Origin of the sequence: Lentzea guizhouensis, from assembly GCF_001701025.1 — a bacterium.
Taxonomy (GTDB): domain Bacteria; phylum Actinomycetota; class Actinomycetes; order Mycobacteriales; family Pseudonocardiaceae; genus Lentzea; species Lentzea guizhouensis.
In genome coordinates, this window is sequence record NZ_CP016793.1 from 9851419 (window position 1) to 9873772 (window position 22354).

Consider the following 22354-nt stretch of genomic DNA (forward strand, 5'->3'; position numbering starts at 1 on the left):
CGCGAGGCACGGCGGCGCAAGCCACCCGCACGGCATCCGCCGGACCGCGTGGCGCCCGGCACCACCGACCGGTGCGACACGGCGCAGGACACCACGAACCGGCACGGCGTCGTGCGGCGCGAGCGGCACGGCGTCGTGCGGTGCCAGCGGCACGGCGTCGCGCGGTGCCAGCGGCACGGCGTCGCGGTGCCAGCGGCACGGCGTCGCGCGTGCCAGCGGCACGGCGTTGCGGCCCGAGCGACACCACGTTGTGCCACGCGAGCGGCACGGCGGCGCAAACCACCCGCACGGCATCCGCCAGACCGCGCGGCGCCCGGCACCACCGACCGTCGACACGGCGCAGGACACCACGAACCGGCGCGGCGTTGCGCGGCGCCAGCGGCACGGCGTTGCGCGGCGCGGCGCACGGCCGGGTCACGGGCGGCGTCGCCGACGGCGGCGATGGCTGAGGGCCGCGCGCCGGGGGCTGGGCCTGGGCGGTGCGCGGTGGCGGGTGCGGTGCTCATTGGGTTGCTGGCTTGGGGACCGGTACGCGGGAGAGCACGTCGGACAGCACCTCGGAGGTGGTGACGCCGGACAGGACGCTCTCCCTGGTCAGGACCAGGCGGTGGGCCAGGACCGGGTCGGCGATGTCCTGGACGTCCTGCGGCACGACGAAGTGGCGGCCCTTCGAGGCGGCGTGCACCTGGGCGCAGCGGACCAGGGTGCGCAGGCCGCGGGTGGAGGTGCCGAGGCGCAGGCGGTCGTCGGAGCGGGTGCCGGTGCCCAGGGCCGAGATGTACTGCAGGATCGGGTCGGCGACGTGCAGGAGCTGCAGGCGGGCGCTGAAGGAGCTGACCTCGCGCGGGGACGTCACGGTGCGCACGTCGGCGATGCGGCCGGCGCCGCTGCCGGGGCGCAGGACGTCCAGCTCGTCCTCCACCGACGGGTAGCCGATCGAGGTGCGGAGCATGAAGCGGTCGAGCTGCGCCTCCGGCAGGCGGTAGGTGCCGTCGAGGTCGATCGGGTTCTGGGTGGCGACGACCAGGAACGGGTCCGGCACCGCGTGGCCCACGCCGTCGATGGTGACGGTGCGTTCCTCCATCACCTCGAGCAGCGCGGACTGGGTCTTGGCGGCCGCGCGGTTGATCTCGTCGGCCAGCACGATGTTCGCGAACACCGGGCCGGGGCGGAAGCGGATCTGGCCGGTCTGCGGGTCGTAGACCGACGTGCCCGTCACGTCGGACGGCAGCAGGTCCGGCGTGAACTGCACGCGCCGGGACACGCCGCCGAGCGCTCCCGCCACGGCGCGGGCCAGCGTCGTCTTGCCGGTGCCCGGCACGTCCTCCAGCAGCACGTGGCCGCCCGCGAACATGGCCACCAGCACCAGGTCCACCACGTCGCGCTTGCCGCGCACGGCGGACTCGACCGCGTCACCGAGCCGGGTGTGCAGGTCGCGGAACGCCGAGACCTCTCCGGGGTCGATCACTGTTCGTCTTCCCTTCGAGGCTTGATGCGCAGCAGGAACGCGGCGGCCAGCAGGCCGAGCCCGCCCGCGCCCATCGGAGCCGTCTCGACGCCGGCGGGAGCCATCCGCGGGATGCACGACGGCTTGCCGGCGCACTCGTCGTAGGTGAAGAGCGTCGTCTTCGCCGCCGAGTCGACCTGGCCACCACCGGAGGCCGCGTAGGCGCGCACCAGGATCCGGTTGCTGCCCTCGTCCACGTCGATCGTCGCGGTCGTCGCGTTGCACGGGATGCCGACCGCGAACCCGTACGTCACGTTCACGACCTCACAGCGCCCGTTGTGGCTCGCCCAGTCCGCGGGCGGCGCCATGTTCACCCGGCGCGTCGGGACCAGCCGGCCACCGGTGAGCGACGTGATCACCGTGGCACCCGCGCTCGGCAACGAGGGCGGTGGTGGCGGCGGAGGCGGAGGAGGCGGTGTCGTCGTCGTGGTGACCGGCGGCGGGGGCGGAGGAGGCGGCGGCGGAGTCGTGGTCGTCGTGGTGGGCGGCGGCGGAGGCGGCGGGTTGTTCGGCGGCGTCACCGTGAACGAGGCCATCCCCGCGGCACCCGCCGTGGTCGCCGTGGATGCGCGCACCGTCACGTCCAGCCTGCCGTTCGTGCAGAACGTGGAACCCGTGCACGGCAACGACAACTCGGCCGACGTCCCCGTCACCTGGGCCGACTTCGAGCCACCGGTGAACGAGCCGGAGCCGGCCACCGTGTAGCCGACGACCGGCTCGGCGGACACGGCCGCCGTCCAGCTCACCGTCACGACCAACGCGGACGAGCTGCGCGACTTCTCCCGCACGCTCACCCCGGCCGGCGCCGCAGGGGCCGCTCCGCCGGACGGCGGCGGCACGCTCGTCGTGGGCGGCGGCGGCACCTCGGTCGTCGGCCCGTTGCCGTCCGGGTTGTTACCGGGGTTGCGCGGCGGCTTCGTCGGCTCGTTCGGGTTCGGCGGCGGGGGTGGCGGCACCGACGGCGGCGGCGAGCGGTCCGGGTCCTTCACCGGCAGCTCGGGCGAGCGGATCGTCAGCGAGCGCGTCGCACCGTCCGGGTCGACCAGCACACCGGTCGAGGAGCCCGGCACGTTCACGAACAGCCGGCCGTCGTCGAACACCAGCTCCGGGTCCGACCCGCCGGACGTGCGCACGTCGTCACCGCCGCGCTTGCCACCGCGGTCGAGCACGATGACCTTGCCGGAACCCTTGCAGGGCACGTAGACCTTGTCTCGGAACACCGCGGGACGACCGGGGCGGGGACATCCGAGCGACCCGACGTCGACGCGCCGCACGTCCCGCCCGACGACCAGCACCACGGCCGACGACGACGGCACCGACGCGGGCACCAGGTCCAGCGGCGCGAGCTGCGCGGCGATCACCTCGGCGTCCAGCGAGTCGGTCGAGGCGGACACGTCCTCACCCGTGCCGTCACGCACCACGACACCGCCGTCCAGGCCGAGCAGCGTCACGCCCTGGTCGTGCGGCACCAGCACGGTGCGCGGCCCGGCTCCGCTGACCTGCCGGTGCGACCGCTCGGAGAACTTCTCCTCGTCCTCTGACCATTCCAGCGCGCGCAGGTTGCCGCCGTGGTCCACCAGCCACAGCACACCGCGCTCGTCCACCACGGCATCCGCGAGCGGCTGACCGGCCTGCCAGGTCTGGCCGACGTCGTCCAGCGTCAGCGGGTCGGCGGTGTGCACGGTGCCGGCCGCGCGGTCGACGACGAACACCAGCCCGTTCGCCACCAGCACCTTGCTCGCCGCACCGGGCGGCGCCTGCCGGCGACCGGAGGCGAGCAGCGTCGCCAGGTCGATGACGGTGATCTCGCCCGTGCGCCGGTTCAGCACGATCAGTCGGCCGTCCTCCTGCGCGATCTCCAGCTGCGAGTCGGGACCGCTGATCTGCAGGCGCGTCTGCGGCTTGCCCGACACCGGGTTCACCTGCACGACCTCACCGCGCTGGTCGTCACCCAGCCAGGTCAGGCCGTCCGACACCGCGACCGACGTGCGGGAGATGCCCTGCCCGAGCGCGGCGCCCGCGAGCACCAGCACACCGAGCAGCGCGGCGACGAAACTCGCCGACTCCCGCCCTCCACCGGAGATGATCCGTCTGATCCGGTGCCACCAAGACATCCGCGCCCTCCCTCGCCCGCCGGGGATGCTAACCCCCTGCTCTGACAACTTCGGACGGTGCACGGTTCCCGGATCGCCCGGTCAGCCAGGTGGCCGACATAGGAAACGGTAATGAGGAGGTCTGACAATTTCGGATCCCCGATGGCTCTGGGCTGATCCGGGCAGCCGGATCACCCGAACAGACCAACGCGGACACCCCGGTGAACTTCCCTGCCACAAGTCTGCGGGCTGAATACAGTGGACACATGGAGATCCCCGGCATGGGACTGGCCAAGCAGGTGCTGGGCACCGCCATCGACACCGCCGTCACCACGACCACCACGGTGGCCGCGGTCCCCGGCCGCGTGCTCGACCTGATCGGCGAGGTCGAACAGCTGGTCCGCAAGGTCAACGGTGCGGTCGACGCGGTCGACGCCATCGTCAGGAAGGCCGACGACCTCGTCGAACGCACCGGCAACGTGGTCGCCGACGCCGAGAAGGCCGTCGGCGAGGTCCGCGCGATCACCGCGAGCGCCGCCGACGTGGCCGAACGCGCCGCGGGTGTCGTCACGACGGCCGGGAACACCGCGCGCACGGCCGACGAGCTGATCCACATCTACGAGCCGATCGCGAAGCAGGCCCAGCCGCTGGCGAAGCGGTTCGTGGACGAGCTGTCGCCGCAGGAGATCGAGGCCGCGATCAAGCTGGTGGACGAGCTGCCATCCCTCACCGAGCACCTGACCAGCGACATCCTGCCGATCCTGGCCACCCTCGACCGGGTCGGACCGGAGGTGCACCAGCTGCTGGAGGTCACCAGCGACGTGCGCCAGGCGATCCTCGGCATCCCCGGTTTCGGGTACATGCGCCGCCGCGGTGAGAAGAAAGAAGAGGAAGAAGGTGTGAGGGACGACGATAACGGGTAGTCGCGCGCATGACCTCTCTTCCGCACGAAGACCAACTCACCTGGTGGCTGCTCAGCGGCGTGTTCGGCCTGCTGGCCGCCGTCAACGTCGGCCTCGCCGTCACCGAACACACGACCTGGCCCTACGCGCTCGCGGCGCTACTTCTCGCCGCGAGCGCGTGGAGCGGCAGACAGGCGCTCAGACCTTCCCCGTCCTCTGCTGGGTCAGGTTCGACGAAGCCCCGAACCGGAACGCCCGCACCCGACAGCTCGCGATTTTCTCGTCTGGGAGTGTGATCAGCCCGAACGAGGTGACGTCCGGTTCGAGCTGCGCCGCGACGCGGTAGTCCGCCGCGCCCGCCGGCTTGAGCTCGATCAGGTAGCCCTCCTCGTCGGACGCGTGGTCCTCCCACGTGAACAAGATCCCGTTGGCGTGCTTGACCTCGGCCTTCAGCGCGCCCGGCACCGCCTCCGGTGACGCCACCGGGTGCGTGCCCCCGCCGCCCTTGCGCGGTTCCGCCCACTCGTGCCCGTCGGTCTCCGGCACCTCCTCACCCGGCGGCAGCGTGATGTCCACAGTGGCCGTCGCAGGCCCGTTGACCGGCCGGACGCGGTAGTAGAACTGCGTTTCCGGGATCAGGTCCGGATGCTTGTACGTGGTCTTCCCCGGCGGCGCGAACTCCAGGACCGTGTACTCGCCGTCGGCCGCGTTCGCGTACTCGACGACCTGCCCGGCCGCCCCCGGCTCCGGACGCCAGTGCAGCGTCACGTCGACCGGCGTGGTCAGCTCGGACGTCAGCACGGGGTCCTGCTGTTCCTGGCCGCAGGCAGCCAGGAACAGCAGTCCCACCAACAACGTCGGACGTCGGGTCACTTGCGCCAGAACCGGATGTTGCTCCAGACGACCGTGGCAGGTCCTTGGCCGCTGGACGTCCGATAGGCGCCGAACTTGTCGTAGAAACTCGTACCCGAGCTCGCGTACGTGTGCTTGCGCGAGCCGTTGATGTACGTGCGGTGTTCCGTGGCCGTGTTGTGCACGGTGTTCACGCGCACGGTCGTGCCCACGGTCGCGCCGGTGGCGATGGTGTCCCCACCGTGCACGGCGTAGAGCCGGCCGCCGCGTTCCACGGCGAGCATCCAGAACGGTCCCGCGGTGGGGCCTTCCCGGAACGTCTGCTTGAGACTGACGCGGGTGCCGCCGAGACTCGTGATCCGGAAGCTCCCCTCGAACTGTCGCGTGCCGCCGGAGTAAGTGGCGTACCGGCGCTCGGCACGCTGGTCTCCGCTCGCGGTGGAGCAGGTCAGCTGGAAGGTGAGGTTGTCGACCGTGCCACAGCCGCGTTCCTGGACGGTGAACGACGGCGAGTAGCTGGTCCACGGACCGGTTTCCACCTGGGCCTGCGCGGGAGAACCCGCCACGAGCAGACCGGTTGCCGCAGCGATCCCCGCGACGATGCGGAGTCGTTTGGACATACCGAAACCTCCTCAAGACGTGCTGAGGACAGCACGTTTTCTCAGGGGGCGGTAACGGCAGCGTAGCCGATAATGATCGGATGTTCGACCTCCACCGGCTGCGACTGCTCCGCGAACTCTCCAGAAGGGGAACGCTCGCGGCAGTCGCGCAGGCGCTGAACTACAGCCCGTCCTCGGTCTCGCAGCAGTTGTCGCTGCTGGAGAACGAGGTCGGCGTGCCGTTGCTGGAACCGGTGGGGCGCCGGGTGCGCCTCACCCCGCAGGCCGAAATTCTGGTGCGGCACACCGAGGAGGTGCTCGCCCGGCTGGAGCAGGCCGAGTCCGAGGTCGCCGCGTCGCTGCACGAGGTCACCGGCACGCTGCGGGTCGCGACGTTCCAGACCGCGGCGCTCGCGCTGATCCCGGCGACGCTGGCGCGCATGCGCGACGAGCACCCGTCGCTGCGGATCGAGTTCCAGGTCCTCGACCCCGCGGAGGCGCTGTCCGCGTTGAACGCCCGCGACTTCGACCTGGTGTTCGTCGAGGAGTGGCCGGACCAGCCGGAGGCCCGGTTCAGCGGGCTGGAGTACCGGGAACTGACCCGGGACCCCATCCGGCTCGCCGTCCCGCGTGGACTCCCCGCCGACGAGATCACCGCGTTCCCGTGGATCATGGAACCGCTCGGCATGCCGCAGCGGGTCTTCGGCACGAACTGGTGCCGGCACAACGGTTTCGAGCCGGACGTCCGGTTCGGCTCGACCGACGTGCTGGTGAAGCTGCGGTTCGTGGAACGGGGACTCGCGGTCGCCCTGCTGCCGGACCTGATCTGGTACGACCGCGACGTCACCGTCGACCTGCACGAGCTGCCGGTGCCGCAGTCGCGGCTGCTGTTCACTGCGGCACGGGCAGGACGAGGTCAGCATCCTGCCGTGCACGCTTTCCGCGAGGCGCTGGCGCTGTCCGTAGAGCCGCTCCGACACCTGCCGTGACCACGACCGCGATGGCGCACAACGAGACCACGCCCAGATGCTGGCCCAGCAGCACCGCACCGGCCAGCGCGGCCGCGGCGGGTTCGAGCGCGAGCACCACGCCGAACGTGTTGGCGGGCAACGTCTTGAGGGCGCGGATCTCCAGCGTGTAGGGGATCGCGGAGGCCAGCAACGCCACCAGCGTGCCCAGCAGCAGGACCTTCGGCTCGAACAACGTCACGCCGGCGGTCGACAACCCGTACGGCAGGGTCAGCGCCGCCGCGACCAGACTCGCGCCCGCGAGTCCGCCGGTGCCCAGCCCCTCGGTCGCGAGCTTGCGCCCGGCAAGGACGTAACACGCCCAGAACGCCGCCGCGAGCAACGCCAGCAGCACGCCGATCAGGTCGAGGTGGGCGCCGGTGTACTCGCGGACGCCGAGCACGACCACGCCGAGCAGCGCGAGCCCGACCCACACGAAGTCCCTGCCTCTGCGACTCAGGACCGCCGCCAGCCCGAGCGGCCCGAGGAACTCGATGGTGACCGCGACCCCGAGCGGGATCCGCTCGAGCGCGAGGTAGAACGTGCCGTTCATGCCGGCCATGGTCATCCCGAGCACGAGCGTCTCCTGGCGGAACTTCGGCCGCACCACCACCGCGAGCATCAACGCCGCTATGCCGAGCCGCAGCGCCGTGGCACCCGGCGCGCCGATCTGCCCGAAGAGCTGACTTGCGAACGCCGCGCCGAACTGCAGTGAGACGACCGAACCGAGAACCAGGAGAACCGCCATGGCGGCAAGCCTCGCTGACCCGGTCTCTTCGGTAAAGCTCAGGTTTCCGAGCGATGTCGTTCAGTTTTTTCGAACGTTTAGACTGGTGGGTGCGATGAGACGCAAACCCTCCTCCCCACTCCCCCAGCGCAACGGCCTGGACGCGGCGCGGCTGAAGCTGCCCTCCGACGGGTCGTGGCCGTCGCTGCGTGAGCACCTGGTCGCCCGGCTGCCCCGCGTGGCGCCTGAGCGGATCGAGGAGATGCTGCGGGAAGACCGGATCTGGGGCGTCGCCGGCCCGCTGGGCGTCGACGCGCCGTTCGTGCCGGACAGCTACATCTGGTTCCACCGCGACCTGCCGGTCGAGGTGCCGGTGCCGTTCGACGTCGGGGTGGTGCACCAGGACGACGACATCGTGGTCGCCGACAAGCCGCACTTCCTCGCGACGATCCCGCGCGGCCAGCACATCATGCAGACGGCGCTGGTGAAGCTGCGCGAGTCGCTCGGCCTGCCCGACCTCTCCCCCGCGCACCGCCTGGACCGCGTCACGGCGGGCCTCGTGCTGTTCGTGGTGCGCCGGGAGCTGCGCGGCAAGTACCAGACGATGTTCCGCGACCGGGCCGTGCGCAAGGAGTACGAGGCCATCGCACCGGTGCGTGCCGACCTGGAGCTGCCGCGGGTGGTGCGGTCGCGGATCATCAAGGAGCGCGGGATCATCACCGCGTTCGAGGTGGACGGCGAACCGAACGCCGAGACGCACGTGTCCCTGGTGGAGGAACGTGGTGGGCTCGGTCGTTACCGGCTGAACCCGCTGACCGGGCGCACGCACCAGCTGCGGCTGCACATGTCCGGCCTCGGCGTGCCGATCGTGAACGACGACTTCTACCCGGTGCTGCGGGACCGGCCGCTGGACGACTTCTCCTCGCCGCTGCAGCTGCTGGCCCGCACGTTGTCCTTTGTGGACCCGGTGTCCGGCGTCGACCGCTCGTTCACCTCGGGGTTGTCCTTGTCCGCCTGGTCATGAGACGTGCGTGCGCCGCGTTCCGATCGGCTGCGGCTCCCACGACTCGTTCATCCTGGCCAGCAGGCGTCGCGCGAGCGCACTCATGTGCGGGTGCGTCTCGGTGAACGTCGCCACGACCCGCGTCCGGAACATGAGCCGGCCGCGCGCCGTCGTGCTGTACCAGAACCAGTCCTCGTCGACGACCTTGGCGAGGTAGTCGGTGCCGTTGCGGTCGAAGCGCTGCACCAGCGCGTTGCCCTCCACCAGCCACCGCACGCAGGCGTCCCCGAGCTCCCCGGTGAACCCGCGCTCGGCGAAGTACGCCTGCTCGGCCGCCTCCACCAGGTCCGCGGGCGTCTCGGTGACGGTCGCACAGGTCGGGAACCCGATGCGGAGGTAGACGAGCTCGGTCAGCCCGTCACCGAGCGACGCGCCTTCGAGGTCGACGAACCGCGCACCGGCCTCGGTGTACATGTCGTTGCCGGGACACGGGTCGCCGTGCAGCAGGTCGAACTTCCCGGTGTCGGAGAACTGGAGCTCGGCCTCGGCACCGCCGATGTCGACGCCGAGCGCCCGCACGAGCCGCAGGAACGGCTCGGGGTCCGGGATCTCCTGACGTGGCAACAAGCCGGCGTGCTCGGGACCGGTGGCCATGTGCAGCCGGGCGAGGCCGCGGGCGTAGTCGACGACCCAGTCCTCTTGCGGCGGGTCGGAGCGGAGGCGCTCCAGGACGACGGTCCGGGTGTCCTCGTCGACGTCGAGGATGCGCGGCACCATGCCGGTGTGCTCGGCCAGGCGCAGGGCGGTGATCTCGCGGGCGAAGGCGGCCGGATCGCCGATGACCTGCTTGACGATCCGGCCGCCGTCAGCCCACACGTTGGACCGCTGGCTGCTGTGCAGTCGTTCCACGCTGGTCTGCTCCAATCGGGTGGGAACAACTTCGCAGCGTAACCAACGAGTCGGCACCGCCGACTCCTCTCACACGCCCCACGAACTGCTCCCACCACGACGAGGAGGGCGCCGTGCCCGATTCGGCCAACACACTCGACCTCTCCGCTGCTCTTGACCTTCCGGGAGGCCTGCGCCGCGTCGCGGTCCAGGCCGTGCAGTGGCAGTACGAGGCGATCCTCAAGAGTTTGGTGCAGCAGTTCGAGTTCGTCGACGACCAGGACGAGGACCCCATCGGCCCAGTGCTGAGCCGTCCCGGACACCGGGGTGAACCGACCAGGGACATCGACTTCAAGGCACACAGCGCGTTGAAGGAGTTCCTCAGACGGCGGTGGGTTCTGCCTCACAACTACTACATCATCGGCGAAGAGGCCAACGAGCCCATCAACCTCAGGGACCAGAACGCCGTGCTCGTCAGGAGCGATCCGTTGGACGGCACGACGAACTGCGTCACCTTGCTCGGCAGTTGGGCCACTGTCGTGTGTTTCGACGTGGCGCGCAAGAACCGGCCGGGACGCTTCCGGCACGTCGCGGGCGCGATTGCGACCTCCGCTGGTTGGTTGCTCAGCTGGAGCGTGTGGAGCGACTACCGACCGGACGGCACCCGCAACTCCTTCGGCAAGACGACCGTGTTCTTGCAGAGCATTCCGATTCACTTCTTCTCATCGGGAGAACCAGCTCGCCGTTGGCAGTTGAGCTCGCTCACCAAGGGCAACCCACGTCGTCTCGCTGCTGTGTGCGCCTCGGCAAGCCGCAGAGCCGAAGTCCTCCAACGGTTCCAGGCCGACATGGACGACACCTGGCTCTGGTCGGGTGCCGGTAACCCGCTCGGTCCAGCCCTGCTGGCGGGCGAACTGGGCGGCATCCTCGAGCCCAGCGCGGTCACGCTGCACGACTCCGCGTTCCTGATCCCGTTCGAACTGCTCGGCGGCACGACGGTGACTCTCGACGGCAGCCCGTTCTCCGCTCTCGACGCGTACGAGGCAGCGGCCACGCGTCCCGACGACCAGCCGATACCGCCGTTCCTCGCCTACAAGGAACCGCGTCTGGCCGGCCGCCTCGGACTTCTTCGCTGACCGCCTGCTTCCTCTTCCACGGCTGCAACCTCGAACAGCTGAGGTTCGCGCTCTCAACGCTGCGCCTCTTCCAGCCGCAAGGTGTGTTCCAGCAACGGCATCACCACGACGACCTGCCGGAGAGCACGGTGGTCGTGCCCCGGCAGGACCGCACGATCAGGCCGGAGTGGATGCGCCGAACCGCCCGTGAGCGGCTCGGCGTCACCCCGGTCGAGATCGACGGCGAGCACTGCCCGCACATCCCGCGCGCTCAGGAGCTCGCCGAGATCATCCTCAGGCGAGCGTGAGCGCGTACAGCTCCACCCGCGGGTCATCGGGCAGCGTCACCGACCGGACCGTCTTCGACGAGTCCAGCCTCAGCGACTGACCGAACAGGCGCACCGGCGGCCCGTCGACGCCCTGCCCCGCCTTGATCCGGTGCGGCATCTCCAGCACCGCGAGCCCGCCGCCGGCCCAGTCCGGCACCGTCGCGGAGACCTCGGAGGAGGTGCCGTCGGTGTACCAGACGGTGAACCCGGCGGACACCGGCCCGTTGTGCGAGGAGCCGACCACGTGCAGCCAGGAGAACTGGCCGGACGGGAGCAGCATGCCCTGGCCGCGTGCCTCGACGAAGTTCGCCGCCGTGCCGGTCGGGTCCGGGGCCTGGTAGGTGATGCCGCCCCAGGTCACGGGACCGGCAGGCGGTAGCAGGGCCTCGTCGTAGCTCCAGCCGCCGCCGTCGAAGTTGCCCGACGACGACGCGGCGACCGACGCGGTGCCGTCGTGGTTGCGCTCCGGTGCGATGTCGACCGCGCAGGTCGAGAACGCGCACAGCGCGGCCGGCTTGATCTCGATGACGGCCTTGAGCAGGTCGGACCCGACCGTCACCAGGACCTCGTAGGACCCCACCGGCGTGCCGGCGGGCACCGAGACGGTCAGCGGCACCGTCTTCTGCGTCGGCAGGCCCCGCGACACGATGGCGAACGGCCGCGCGCCGCTCACCTTCCAGCCGGCGGGCACCGACACCTCCGGCCGCACCGAGATCGCGGACGGCGTCTGGGCCAGCACGTCGAGCTGCAGCGTCACCGACTGCGCCGCGTCGGAGGTCGGCATGACGATCTCGGTGTTGCGCAGCGAGGCGTCCAGCGTGCGCCGCGAGTCCACCTTGCCGTCGTTCAGCGAAGGCGGCTCGTCACCGCGGCCGGTGCCCCACGACGAAGGCTTCGCCGACACCTCGTACGACAGCCGGCCACCGCGTTCCAGGGCCGACCAGTCGAGCCACGTCTTGCGCACGTCCCGGCCGTTGAAGGAAGCGGACTTCACGTACCGCACCGAGTCGGAGACGTTGGGCGCGGACACCGTGAGGGTGCCGCCCTGCGACCCGTGCTGTCCGATTCGGACGGTCGCCGACGGGAACTGCGGCGAGGACAGGGCGAGGAAGCCGGAACCGTTGAACGTCGGGTACAGGCCGAGCGAGGAGAACACGTACCACGCCGACATCGTGCCCAGGTCGTCGTTGCCGGTCATGCCGTCCGGCCCGGTCGTGAACAACGTCATCGCCGCCCGCACGACCGTCGCGGCCTTCGACGGCGTGCCCGTCCACAGGTACATGTACGGCGCCAGCAGGTCAGGCTCGTTGTTCGGGTTGTAGGTCGGCTTGCCGTAGTAGTCGTACGGCTCGGTGATCCAGTCCTTGCGCGCCGTGCCCGCCGGGTCGACCAGCAGCTTGTCGTAGGCGAAGAACGCGTCGAGCCGCTTCTCGGCCTCGCGCCGGCCACCCATCAGCGACACCAGCCCGGCCGGGTCCTGCGGCACCAGCCACTGGTACTGGTACGCGCCGCCCTCGTGGAACTGGTGCGCGGCGTCGACCGGGTTGTACGGCGTGAGCCACGTGCCGGCGACCGTGCGCGGCCGGAAGTGACCGGTCGAGGAGTCCCACAGGTTGCGGTACCACTGGCCGCGGTCGGCGAACAGGCGCGCGTCCGTGCGGTGGCCCAGCCCCTTGGCCATCAACGCCAGCGAGGCGTCCGCGGCCGCGTACTCCAGGGTCGCCGAGGCCGGGTGCACGCAGTCGTTGTCGCCGCCCTTGTGCGCGCAGTCCGTGCCGAGCTTGAGCCCGGACGGGATGTAGCCGCGCTCGTTGTAGTACTCGACACCGGAACGCCCGTTGTAGGGCGACTCGGCCGGCGGCAGGGTGAGGGCGTTCTTGCGCAGCAGCTGGTAGGTCTCCTGCTCGAAGCCCTTCAGCAGCCCCTTGTCCCAGGCCTCGACCAGGAACGGCGTCACGGGGTCACCGGTCATGATGTTGGTCTCGGACGACGCCAGCGCCCAGCGCGGCAGCCATCCGCCGTCCCGCCCGCTGGCCACGACGGACAGTGCCACGTCCCTCGCCACCCCGGGTTCCAGGATCTGCAGCAGCTGGTTCTGCGGCCGGTAGGTGTCCCACAGCGAGAAGTTCTGGTACGGCGTGTAGCCCGAGGCCGTTCTGACCTTCCCGTCGAACCCGGTGTACTTCCCGTCGACGTCACCGGCGAGGTTCGGGTGCAGCACGGAGTGGTAGAGCGCCGTGTAGAACGCCACCTGCCGCTCGCGCGTGCCGCCGGAGATCTTCACGGCGTCCAGCTGCTTGCGCCACACCGCCTTCGCCGCGGCCACCGTGGCGTCGAAGTCGAACGCGGGCGCCTCGGCGGCGAGGTTCTTCCGCGCACCTTCCAAGCCGGTGTAGGACAGGCCCAGCTTCAGCACGACGTCACGGTCGGCCGTCGCGTCGAAGGTGACCCACGCGCCGTTGCCGCCCGTACCCGCCGCGTCCCGTGATCCCGGCGTGGGCACGTTCCCACGCCACGAGCCGAAGGACGCGAACGGCCGGTCGAACGTCGCCGTGAAGTACACGGTGTGCTCGTCCTTGCCCGCGCAGAACCGCCCGTTGCGCACGCGGCCCTCGATGGTCCGGTCGCCGACGACGTGGATCTCCGAGTCGAGCACGGTCTGGTTGGACTTGCCGGTGTTGAACAGGACGTTCGCGGCACCGTTCGAGGGGAACGTGTATCTCTGCCAGCCGGTCCGCTGCGTGGCGGTGACCTCGGCGTTCACCCCGTACCGCGACAGCCCGACCCGGTAGTAGCCGGGCTGGGCCGCTTCATCCGAATGGCTGAAGTCGGACTTGTAGGCGTTGATGTCAACGTTGTCAACGGACCCGACAGTCGGCATCACCGGCAACTCGCCCATGACGCCGCAGCCGACACCGGACAGGTGCGTCTGCGAGAAGCCGTAGATCGACGTGGCCTTGTAGTCGTAGCCGCCCTGGCCTCCCGTGTCCGGGCTGACCTGCACCATTCCGAAGGGCACCGACGCTCCGGGGAACGTGTTGCCGAAGTTCTGCGTCCCCACGAATGGGTTCACCAATGACGACGGGTCCTCCTCGGCCTGCGCCGCATGCACAGGAACTGTCAGACCCAGTAACAGCCCGGCTACAACCAGTGTCCGCATGGTTGAGCAGTATTGCCCGAACGTCGCCGCCCCGACACCCGTGGAGGGCGGTGATGCGCGCTTTTGCGGCGGCGGTGCTGCTTTCTGTCGCGTTTTGTCAACCGGTCGCCCAGGAACCCGGTCGTGACCGGCACCGGACTCGGCCGGCACCGGTCACGCCGAGTCAGCAGCGTTTGCCGGAGTAGGCGGTGAAGTTGTCGTCCTGCTGGACGTTGATCATGCCGTAGGCGGCGGTGCACTTGGACAGGGTGGCGGCCGGCTTGCCCCACAGCTCCACCGGGGCGAACTGGCTGCTGTTGCCGCCCTTGTAGCTGTCCGGCGTGCTGTCGCCGGCGCTGCCGTAGACGGCGATCGCCGTCTGGGTGCCCCAGTAGCGGCCGGTGGCGCGGAAGCTCTCCCAGACGTAGACGTACGAGTAGTTCGACCCGCACCCGGCGAACTGCTTGACAGACGCGATGTTGTTGCCACGCCACTTGACGTACCCGGTCGACCCGATCTGCGCGGCACTCGCGCATCCGGGTGGCGTCTCGGCGTTGGCCACTCCGGGGAAGACGAACCCGAGCAGCACGAAGGCGACGGCGATGATTCCTCTCATGCGGACGATCTTCGGCGTCGCCGCTGACAAGTCGCTGACACCCGAGTAAGCAGGACGCATGCCCGTACAGCTCAACCACACCATCGTCCACAGCAGCGACCAGGACCGCTCCGCCCGCTTCCTCACCGGCCTGCTCGGCCTGCCCGACCCGGTCCGCTTCGGCCCCTTCCTCGTCGTCGAGGTCGCCAACGGCGTCTCCCTCGACTACGTCACCACCACCGACCCGATCGCCGAGCAGCACTACGCGTTCCTCGTGACCGAGGACGAGTTCGACGAGATCTTCGGCCGCATCCAGGAGCAGGGGCTCCCCCACTGGGCCGACCCGTTCCACAGCAGGCCCGGCGAGATCAACCGCAACGACGGCGGCCGGGGCGTCTACTGGAGCGATCCGGACGGCCACAACCTGGAGATCATCACCCGCCCGTACGGTTCCGGCGCCTGACGAACCGGTTCACACATCTAAAAGGTATAGACCACCTCTTGTGCTCGGCGTGCTGACCCTGCCACCGTGAGAGCGGTAACACACAGTGGGCGCGCAGATGCTCCGAGGAGTTGGTCCCCATGTTCTCCACCCGCGCCGCCGCCCTGATCGTCGCGCTGCTGGGCGTCTTCACGCTCGTGCAGCCGGCGACGGCGGCGCCGTACATCGTCAGCGAAGCGCAGTTCAACCGGATGTTCCCGTCCCGCAACGGCTTCTACACCTACAGCGGCCTGAGCAACGCCATGAGCGCCTTCGGCTCGTTCGCGAACCAGGGCAGCGACACCGTCAAGAAGCAGGAGCTCGCGGCGTTCCTCGCGAACGTGTCGCACGAGACCGGTGGCCTCGTGCACATCCGCGAGATCAACCAGAGCGGTGACTACTGCGACGAGAGCCAGTCCTACGGGTGCCCGGCGGGCACCAGGGCGTACTACGGCCGCGGTCCGATCCAGCTGTCGTGGAACTTCAACTACAAGGCCGCGGGCGACTACCTCGGCATCAACCTGCTGAACAACCCCGACCAGGTCGCCACCAACGCCACCACGTCGTGGAAAACCGCCATCTGGTACTGGATGACGCAGAACGGCCCTGGCACCATGACCCCGCACAACGCGATGGTCAACTCGCGCGGTTTCGGCCAGACCATCCGCAGCATCAACGGATCGCTGGAGTGCGACGGCAAGAACCCGGGAACGGTGCAAAGCCGCGTCTCGAAGTACCAGCAGTTCACCGGGATCATCGGTGTCGCGCAGGGGTCGAACCTGTACTGCTGACACATGACAGAACAGGTCTAGACCCTTGACTGGTCTGGACCACTGATGCCAATCTCAGCACTGTTCACATCCTTGATTCCTCGGATGCAACAAGACTCCAGGAGTGGGTGACCTTGCTGAAAAAACGCATCTTGGCGTCTCTTGCGGCGGGTGTGGTGGCGGCTTCGCTGGCCGTCATCGCACCGACCGCGTCCTCACAGGCAGAAGTGTCCGCGCAGGCCTGCACCTTCACGGACTGGGTCCAGGGTCAGTGGTACACCACCGGCTCGATCGTGAAGTTCGAAGGCAACTACTACATCGCCGAGCACGACAACCCCGGCTACAGCCCGACGGTCTCCACCTGGTACTGGGAGCCGACGAGCTGTGACGGTGGCGGCGGAGGCGGTGGCGCCACCTGCACCAGCGCCACGGACTGGGTCGCGGGGCGGCAGTACTACACCGGCAACATCGTGCGCTACAACGGTTCTTACTACATCGCCGAGCACGACAACCCCGGTTACGACCCGACGGTCTCCACCTGGTTCTGGGAACCGCACAACTGCAACGGCGGCGGCAACCCCGGCGGCGGCTTCCCCGTCTCCGAGGCCCAGTTCAACCAGATGTTCCCCGGCCGCAACAGCTTCTACAGCTACCAGGGCTTCGTGGACGCCGCACGCACGATCCCCGCGTTCGGCACCACCGGCAGCGACACCGTGAAGAAGCAGGAAGTGGCCGCGTTCCTCGCGAACGCGTCGCACGAGACCGGTGGCCTCGTGTACATCGAAGAGATCAACAAGAACAACGACCTCTGCGATGAGAGCCAGCCCTACGGCTGCCCGGCCGGCACCTACGCCTACTACGGCCGCGGTCCGATCCAGCTGTCGTGGAACTTCAACTACAAGGCCGCGGGCGACTACCTCGGCCTGAACCTGCTGCAGAACCCCCACCAGGTGGCGCAGAACTCCACGACCGCGTGGCGGACGGCGATCTGGTACTGGATGACGCAGCGCGGGCCCGGCACCATGACCCCGCACGACGCGATGGTCAACAGCGCCGGCTTCGGCCAGACGATCCGCAGCATCAACGGGTCGCTGGAGTGCGACGGCCGCAACCCGGCGCAGGTGCAGAGCCGTGTCTCGAAGTACCAGTCGATCACCGGCATCATCGGTGTGACCCCTGGCGGCAACCTGTACTGCTAGGACTTGAGTTGTCCTAGTTCGGCCATAGCTTCAATGCATGACCATGGAGCTGGACGAACTGCTGTACGAGCTGAACGACCAACGCAAGACCTTCCGCGTCACGATGCGGGGTCTGACCGCTGCGGAGGCCGTGAAGCGCACGACGGCCAGCGAGCTCACGCTGGGTGGGTTGCTCAAGCACCTCACCTCGTGTGAGCGCGGCTGGACGCACATCCTGACCGAGCAGCCGCTGCCCCCGCCGGGAATGCTGGACTTCGACCAGTACACCTGGCCCGGCGGCGACTTCGACGAGCTGCTCGCGTCCTACGACGAAGCGGTGCGCGCGACCGACGAGGCCGTGCGCACCGCTTCGCTCGACCACCTGGTGCCGCTGCCGTCCGCGCCCTGGGACCCGGACCCGCGGCCCATGTCGATCCGCCGGATCGTGCTGCACCTGATCAGGGAGACCGCGCAGCACGCGGGTCACGCGGACATCATCCGCGAGTCGCTCGACGGCCAGTCGACGACGGCCTCCCTGTACGAGAGCTAGCCCGGTACGCGGCTCAGCCCGCGAGCTGTTCCTTCACCTGCGCCAGCGACGGGTTCGTGAGCGCCTTGCCGTTCGGGAAGTGAACCGTCGGCACCGTGCGGTTGCCGCCGTTCACGCTCATCACGAACTCGGCCGCACCGGGCGTCTCCTCGATGTTGATCTCCGCGTACTCGATGCCCTCGCGGTCGAGCGAGCTCTTCAGGATGCGGCAGTAGCCGCACCACGAGGTGGAGTAGACGGTCAGCTGGTCGGGAGCCATCAGGCACTCCTCATCGAGTCGTCGGACGTCACCGGTTCCAACGCCGGGCGGGCAGCGCCTGATGCCGGAGTGAGCCCCAGATCACTCCCCGCCCCGGCAAACCGCCGCGGGCGCGATCGTCAGACAATCGTCAGGTCAATTCCGCTCACCGTCAGCGAGCATGGTTCGCGCACCCCCGAAATCTTCGGGGAGTGCGATTGATCCTGCATTTGTCGAATCAGCGAAGAACAATTCAGTCACCCGTTCAGCGGCCTAGCGTCACAACGGGTTTCCGATATCGTTTGACCTCCGTCGCCGCCACCACACCCTGGAAAGAAAGGCTGGCCATGCTGAAAACGCTGGCGGCTGCCGCCCTCGCACTGACCGCGGTTCTCACCGCGCCCGCTGCGAACGCGATTCCCGATGTTCCCGACTACGTCACCATCGACGTGGTCACCGTGAACGGTTCCGGCTGCCCCGCCGGCACCGCCGCCGTCGCGTCGGCGGACGACCGCACGGCGTTCACCGTGACCTACAGCCAGTACCTGGCGCAGGCAGGTCAGGGCTCGGCGCCGACCGACTTCCGCAAGAACTGCCAGCTCAACCTGCGCGTGACCTACCCGCAGGGCTTCACGTTCGGCATCGCCCAGGCCGACTACCGCGGCTTCGCCAACCTGCAGGCAGGAGCCACCGGAACGGAAAAGGGGAACTACTACTTCCAGGGCATGTCCCAGACCGCGAGCCGCACCCACACGTTCAACGGCCCGAAGAGCGACAACTGGCAGGCGACCGACCGCGCCCAGGTCGCGGAAATCATCTACGCGCCGTGCGGCGAAGTCCGGCACCTGAACATCAACACCGAGCTGCGCGTGAACGCGGGAACGGCGTCGAAGGCCCACAGCTTCATGACGATGGATTCGACCGACAGCAGTGTCAGCACCAAGTACCAGTTCTCCTGGAAGCGCTGCTGACGTCTGCACCGAATGCCGCCGCCGGTCCCAGTTGAAAACCTGTCGGAAAGGTGCCTCATGCTCAACACAGTGGCCGCGGCCGCACTCGCGATGTCGACCATCATCGTCCCGCCTGGAGGCGCACCCGGCACCACGCCTCCGCCGGACCACATCACCATCGACGTCGTGACCATCAACGGCTCAGGCTGCCGGGCCGGCACGGCAGCCGTCGCCGTGTCCCCCGACAACAAGGCCTTCACCGTCACCTACAGCGAGTTCATGGCGCAGGTCGGTCCCCAGGCCCTGCCGACCGACTTCCGCAAGAACTGCCAGCTGAACCTGCGCGTCAACGTGCCGTCCGGCTTCACCTACGGCATCGCCTCGACCGACTACAGAGGCTTCGCCCACCTCGAGCGCGGCGCCACCGCCCTGGAGCGGGCCAACTACTACTTCCAGGGCATGTCGCAGACGGAGTACAAGCAGCACAACTACAAGGGCCCGTTCAGCGACGACTGGCAGGCGACCGACACCACCGACGTGGCCGCGATCGTCTACCACCCGTGCGGCGAGAAGCGGAACTTCAACATCAACACGGAGCTGCGGGTCAGCGCGGGCACGTCCGACCCGAAGAAGACGACCAGCTTCATCTCGATGGACTCCACCGACGGGGCGATCGAGACGACCTACCACTTCGCGTGGAAGGTCTGCCCGCCACCGAGGCCGTAACACCCGGTCAGGGGGCTCCGGGTCGCGAACGTGTGCGGCCCGGGGCCTCCGTTTCCAGGCCATCGGGTCAGGACGCGGGCAGGTGGTCGAGCAGCGTCCGCGTCCAGGCCGGCAGGTCCGGCTGCGCTGGGCTCCGCTCGGCGGTCGCCGAGTACTGCGCCCACACCGCGACGTTCGCGCGCCGGGCGACGACCACCGTCAGATCACCACTGGAGGTGGTCTCCGGCTCCCGGTCGGGGCCGCGTTCCACCCGGTACCGCACCCGGAACGGCGGAACGGTGCCATGTCCCCACGCGCACTGGACCTCGACGCGCACGCCGTCCTCGTCCAGCCCGCTGGACGTCCCGAGCGAGTCCGGCAGGCCGACGAGCGACGGGCACGAGGTCGGCAGCGCCACCGGTGCCGGCCGCCACGGCTGCCAGACCAGCACCCCCGCCGCGACCACGACGACAACGGCGGCCCCCGCCCGCAAGAAACGCACGCGGCAGGGTAGCGCCCGTCAGATCAGGAAGCGGTACGCCGTCGACCCCGGCTCCACGTGCTGGATCTTGAGCGGCGACTCCTTCATCCGCCCCCACAGCAGGTCGTAGTCCTCGCGCCGGCCCAGCTCGATGCACACCAGCGCGGCGCCGGTCTCCCGGTTGTCCCGCTTCACGTACTCGAACTGCACGATGTCGTCGTCCTTGCCGAGCACGTCGTCGAGGAACCGCCGCAACGCGCCCGGCTCCTGCGGGAACTCCACCAGGAACCAGTGCTTGAGGCCGCGGTGGACCATCGACCGCTCGACGATCTCGGCGTAGCGCGACACGTCGTTGTTGCCGCCCGAGAGCAGGCACACGACCGTCGAGTCCGGTGCCACCGAGATCTCCTCCAGCAGCGCCGCCGAGGCCAGCGCACCCGCGGGCTCGGCGATGATGCCGTCGATCTGGTACAGCTCCAGCATCTCCGTGCACACCGCGCCCTCGGCCACGGTCAGCAGCTCGGCACCGCTGTCGCGCACCATCGGGAACGTCACCTCGCCCGCCCGCCGCACCGCCGCGCCGTCGACGAACGTGTCCACCTCGGGCAGCGTCACCGGGTGGCCCGCGTCCATGGCGGCGATCATGCTCGCCGCGCCCGCCGGTTCCACGCCGACGACGCGGGTGCGCGGGAAGCGTTCCTTGAACCACGTGCCGACGCCGGAGAGCAGCCCGCCGCCGCCGACCGGGACGACGACCACGTCCGGGGCGCCGCCCAGCTGCTGCACGATCTCCAGGCCCACCGTGCCCTGGCCCGCGACCGTGCGCGGGTCGTCGAACGCCGGCACGAGGGTGGCACCGGTGTGCTGGGCGTACTCCTTGGCCAGCGCCGCCGCGTCGTCGTAGGTGTCGCCGTCGACGATGAGCTGCACCATGCCCTGGCCCAGCGCCGCGATGCGGTCGCGCTTCTGGCGGGGCGTGGTGCGCGGCACGTGCACGCGGCCCTCGATGCCCAGGCGGCGGCAGGCGTAGGCCATGCCCTGGCCGTGGTTGCCCGCCGACGCGCACACCGCGCCACCGAACGCGAACTCGGTCTGGCAGAGCAGGTTGAACGCGCCGCGCAGCTTGTACGAGCGGCCGACCTGGAGATCCTCGCGCTTGAACCAGACCCGCGCGCCGGTGCGCTCGGACAGCCGCTGGTTCACCTCCAGCGGGGTCGTGCGAGCGACTCCACCGAGCCGGGCTGCGGCCGCGGACACCTCATCAGCGAAGGACATGACATTACATCTTCCGTGAACGACTCGGGTCTGGCACGCGTACCCCTAGAAAGACAGGGGAGGTGCCGGTTTGTTTCGCCTTGTGGGCGTGTCAGCGCTGCTCATGATGCTCTCCGCGGTTCCCGCGCACGCCCATGGCGCGCCCATCGACCCCGCGAGCAGGGCTTTCGTCTGCTCACCCGGTCAGCAGACAGCATCATCCTCGCCGTGCCGGACCGCCATCGCGGCGGGGTTGCCGTCCACGGAGTGGGACAACATCCGGCTGGCGAACGTCGCCGGACGCGACACCACGCGTGTTCCCGACGGCAAGCTGTGCAGCGCCGGGCTGCCGAAGTACGCGGGCCTCGACCAGCCGCGCGCCGACTGGCCGGCCACCCGGCTGGCGAGCACGGCGTTCACCTACCGGGCGACGATCCCGCACCAGGGTTCGTTCCGGTTCTACGTCACGCGCGACGGCTTCTCGCCGACCCGGCCGCTGCGGTGGGCGGACCTGGAGCAGTTCCAGACCGTGCCCACTCCCCCGCTCGTGAACGGCGCGTACGAGTTCAAGGTGCAGCTGCCGCCGCGAGTGGGCAGGCACGTCATCTACACCGTCTGGCAGAACACGGACACACCGGACACCTACTACTCGTGCACCGACGTGGAGCTCGCGGCCAAGCCGGCACCCGCGAAGTCACCTGCCACGCCGTCCGCCGTACCGCCCGCTGTGCCGTCCGCCAAGACGCCGTCGTCCGCCGCTCCTCCGTCCACGGCCGCCGTGAAGTCGTCGGCCCCGAAACCCGTTCCCGTTGCGTCGAGCGCCGAACAACCACCCTCAGCCACAACGAGGATCGGTCTGTCCGCCGTGATCGGATCGATCGGAGGCCTCGCCGTGCTCGGCGGCTTCCTGTTGTGGCGCAGAAGAATTCTGTGAACGTCCCGGTCCCCGCCTGGTCTGGACCACCCTTACGATGATCTTCGGGCGCGCAAC

Annotated in this window: 24 protein-coding genes; 13 read left to right on the top strand and 11 right to left on the bottom strand. The window is 69.4% G+C overall.

Annotated elements, in window-relative coordinates:
- Positions 1-209 precede the first annotated feature (209 nt).
- Positions 210-449, top strand: a complete 240-nt coding sequence (locus BBK82_RS51375; protein WP_154697915.1) for a hypothetical protein — start codon at positions 210-212, stop codon at positions 447-449.
- A 53-nt stretch (positions 450-502) separates the two neighbouring features.
- Here BBK82_RS51375 and BBK82_RS46715 read toward each other — a convergent pair whose 3' ends face one another.
- Both BBK82_RS46715 and BBK82_RS52545 read right to left on the bottom strand, forming a co-directional pair.
- Positions 503-1468 carry an AAA family ATPase gene (locus tag BBK82_RS46715; RefSeq protein ID WP_065920639.1) on the bottom strand — a complete coding sequence of 322 codons (966 nt, stop codon included), beginning with the start codon at positions 1466-1468 and terminating at the stop codon, positions 503-505.
- Entirely contained in the window at positions 1465-3621 is a 2157-nt protein-coding gene (locus BBK82_RS52545) for an NHL repeat-containing protein (RefSeq protein WP_065920640.1), read from the bottom strand. Before BBK82_RS52545 ends, BBK82_RS46715 begins: the two co-directional genes overlap by 4 nt.
- A 245-nt stretch (positions 3622-3866) precedes the next feature.
- Between BBK82_RS52545 and BBK82_RS46725 the strand changes: the two genes are divergently transcribed.
- Positions 3867-4523, top strand: coding sequence for a hypothetical protein (locus tag BBK82_RS46725; RefSeq protein WP_065920641.1), 657 nt, complete (start codon positions 3867-3869; stop codon positions 4521-4523).
- A gap of 177 nt (positions 4524-4700) precedes the next feature.
- Here the strand turns inward: BBK82_RS46725 and BBK82_RS46730 are convergent, their stop codons facing one another.
- Both BBK82_RS46730 and BBK82_RS46735 read right to left on the bottom strand, forming a co-directional pair.
- Complete coding sequence (locus BBK82_RS46730) at positions 4701-5375, bottom strand: fibronectin type III domain-containing protein (protein WP_218920556.1); 675 nt, start codon at positions 5373-5375, stop codon at positions 4701-4703.
- Positions 5372-5974: a polysaccharide lyase family protein gene (locus BBK82_RS46735; RefSeq protein WP_065920642.1), complete on the bottom strand. Its 603-nt coding sequence runs from the start codon at positions 5972-5974 to the stop codon at positions 5372-5374. The genes BBK82_RS46730 and BBK82_RS46735 overlap by 4 nt, the downstream gene beginning before the upstream one ends.
- Before the next feature lie 80 nt (positions 5975-6054).
- Here BBK82_RS46735 and BBK82_RS46740 point away from each other — a divergent pair, with 80 nt between their 5' ends.
- On the top strand, positions 6055-6942 hold the full coding sequence (locus BBK82_RS46740) for a LysR family transcriptional regulator (RefSeq protein WP_065920643.1): 888 nt from the start codon (positions 6055-6057) through the stop codon (positions 6940-6942).
- Here the strand turns inward: BBK82_RS46740 and BBK82_RS46745 are convergent.
- Entirely contained in the window at positions 6845-7708 is an 864-nt protein-coding gene (locus BBK82_RS46745; RefSeq protein WP_065920644.1) for an EamA family transporter, read from the bottom strand. The two genes, BBK82_RS46740 and BBK82_RS46745, sit on opposite strands and share 98 nt — an antisense overlap.
- Before the next feature lie 94 nt (positions 7709-7802).
- On the opposite strand from BBK82_RS46745, the gene BBK82_RS46750 reads away from it, so the two are divergent.
- Positions 7803-8711 (top strand): RluA family pseudouridine synthase, encoded by a 909-nt coding sequence (locus tag BBK82_RS46750; protein ID WP_065921931.1) that lies wholly within the window; start codon positions 7803-7805, stop codon positions 8709-8711.
- On the opposite strand, the gene BBK82_RS46755 is transcribed toward BBK82_RS46750, so the two are convergent.
- Positions 8706-9599, bottom strand: a complete 894-nt coding sequence (locus BBK82_RS46755) for a phosphotransferase (RefSeq protein WP_170068085.1) — start codon at positions 9597-9599, stop codon at positions 8706-8708. The genes BBK82_RS46750 and BBK82_RS46755 overlap by 6 nt on opposite strands.
- Before the next feature lie 113 nt (positions 9600-9712).
- On the opposite strand from BBK82_RS46755, the gene BBK82_RS46760 reads away from it, so the two are divergent.
- Complete coding sequence (locus BBK82_RS46760; RefSeq protein WP_065920645.1) at positions 9713-10714, top strand: FIG domain-containing protein; 1002 nt, start codon at positions 9713-9715, stop codon at positions 10712-10714.
- An 83-nt stretch (positions 10715-10797) separates the two neighbouring features.
- The gene (locus BBK82_RS46765; protein ID WP_065920646.1) at positions 10798-11001 is read left to right on the top strand and encodes an alpha/beta hydrolase; all 204 of its coding nucleotides are present in this window, start codon (positions 10798-10800) and stop codon (positions 10999-11001) included.
- Here BBK82_RS46765 and BBK82_RS46770 read toward each other — a convergent pair.
- Both BBK82_RS46770 and BBK82_RS46775 read right to left on the bottom strand, forming a co-directional pair.
- The gene (locus tag BBK82_RS46770; RefSeq protein WP_083268664.1) at positions 10988-14182 is read right to left on the bottom strand and encodes a GH92 family glycosyl hydrolase; all 3195 of its coding nucleotides are present in this window, start codon (positions 14180-14182) and stop codon (positions 10988-10990) included. The genes BBK82_RS46765 and BBK82_RS46770 overlap by 14 nt on opposite strands.
- Positions 14183-14345: 163 nt before the next feature.
- Positions 14346-14777, bottom strand: a complete 432-nt coding sequence (locus BBK82_RS46775; protein ID WP_154697918.1) for a hypothetical protein — start codon at positions 14775-14777, stop codon at positions 14346-14348.
- A gap of 58 nt (positions 14778-14835) precedes the next feature.
- On the opposite strand from BBK82_RS46775, the gene BBK82_RS46780 reads away from it, so the two are divergent.
- From BBK82_RS46780 to BBK82_RS46795, 4 genes are all read left to right on the top strand, one after another.
- Positions 14836-15219 carry a VOC family protein gene (locus tag BBK82_RS46780; protein WP_065920648.1) on the top strand — a complete coding sequence of 128 codons (384 nt, stop codon included), beginning with the start codon at positions 14836-14838 and terminating at the stop codon, positions 15217-15219.
- Positions 15220-15338: 119 nt separating this feature from the next.
- Positions 15339-16028, top strand: coding sequence for a chitinase (locus tag BBK82_RS46785; RefSeq protein ID WP_065920649.1), 690 nt, complete (start codon positions 15339-15341; stop codon positions 16026-16028).
- A 113-nt stretch (positions 16029-16141) separates the two neighbouring features.
- Positions 16142-17206, top strand: a complete 1065-nt coding sequence (locus BBK82_RS55490; protein ID WP_083269016.1) for a glycoside hydrolase family 19 protein — start codon at positions 16142-16144, stop codon at positions 17204-17206.
- A 37-nt stretch (positions 17207-17243) separates the two neighbouring features.
- Positions 17244-17735: a DinB family protein gene (locus BBK82_RS46795; RefSeq protein WP_065920650.1), complete on the top strand. Its 492-nt coding sequence runs from the start codon at positions 17244-17246 to the stop codon at positions 17733-17735.
- 13 nt (positions 17736-17748) lie between these two features.
- Here the strand turns inward: BBK82_RS46795 and BBK82_RS46800 are convergent, their stop codons facing one another.
- Positions 17749-17994, bottom strand: a complete 246-nt coding sequence (locus BBK82_RS46800) for a mycoredoxin (protein WP_053738888.1) — start codon at positions 17992-17994, stop codon at positions 17749-17751.
- Between the two features lie 326 nt (positions 17995-18320).
- Between BBK82_RS46800 and BBK82_RS46805 the strand changes: the two genes are divergently transcribed.
- Together BBK82_RS46805 and BBK82_RS46810 are read left to right on the top strand one after the other, a co-directional pair.
- Positions 18321-18944 (top strand): DUF4360 domain-containing protein, encoded by a 624-nt coding sequence (locus BBK82_RS46805; RefSeq protein ID WP_065920651.1) that lies wholly within the window; start codon positions 18321-18323, stop codon positions 18942-18944.
- Positions 18945-19001: 57 nt separating this feature from the next.
- Positions 19002-19649 (top strand): DUF4360 domain-containing protein, encoded by a 648-nt coding sequence (locus BBK82_RS46810; protein ID WP_065920652.1) that lies wholly within the window; start codon positions 19002-19004, stop codon positions 19647-19649.
- A 67-nt stretch (positions 19650-19716) separates the two neighbouring features.
- On the opposite strand, the gene BBK82_RS46815 is transcribed toward BBK82_RS46810, so the two are convergent.
- Both BBK82_RS46815 and ilvA read right to left on the bottom strand, forming a co-directional pair.
- Positions 19717-20130 carry a hypothetical protein gene (locus tag BBK82_RS46815; RefSeq protein ID WP_154697919.1) on the bottom strand — a complete coding sequence of 138 codons (414 nt, stop codon included), beginning with the start codon at positions 20128-20130 and terminating at the stop codon, positions 19717-19719.
- Positions 20131-20148: 18 nt separating this feature from the next.
- On the bottom strand, positions 20149-21384 hold the full coding sequence (gene ilvA, locus BBK82_RS46820; RefSeq protein WP_065920654.1) for a threonine ammonia-lyase IlvA: 1236 nt from the start codon (positions 21382-21384) through the stop codon (positions 20149-20151).
- 88 nt (positions 21385-21472) lie between these two features.
- On the opposite strand from ilvA, the gene BBK82_RS46825 reads away from it, so the two are divergent.
- Positions 21473-22297 (top strand): lytic polysaccharide monooxygenase auxiliary activity family 9 protein, encoded by an 825-nt coding sequence (locus BBK82_RS46825; protein WP_218920557.1) that lies wholly within the window; start codon positions 21473-21475, stop codon positions 22295-22297.
- Positions 22298-22354: the final 57 nt, after the last annotated feature.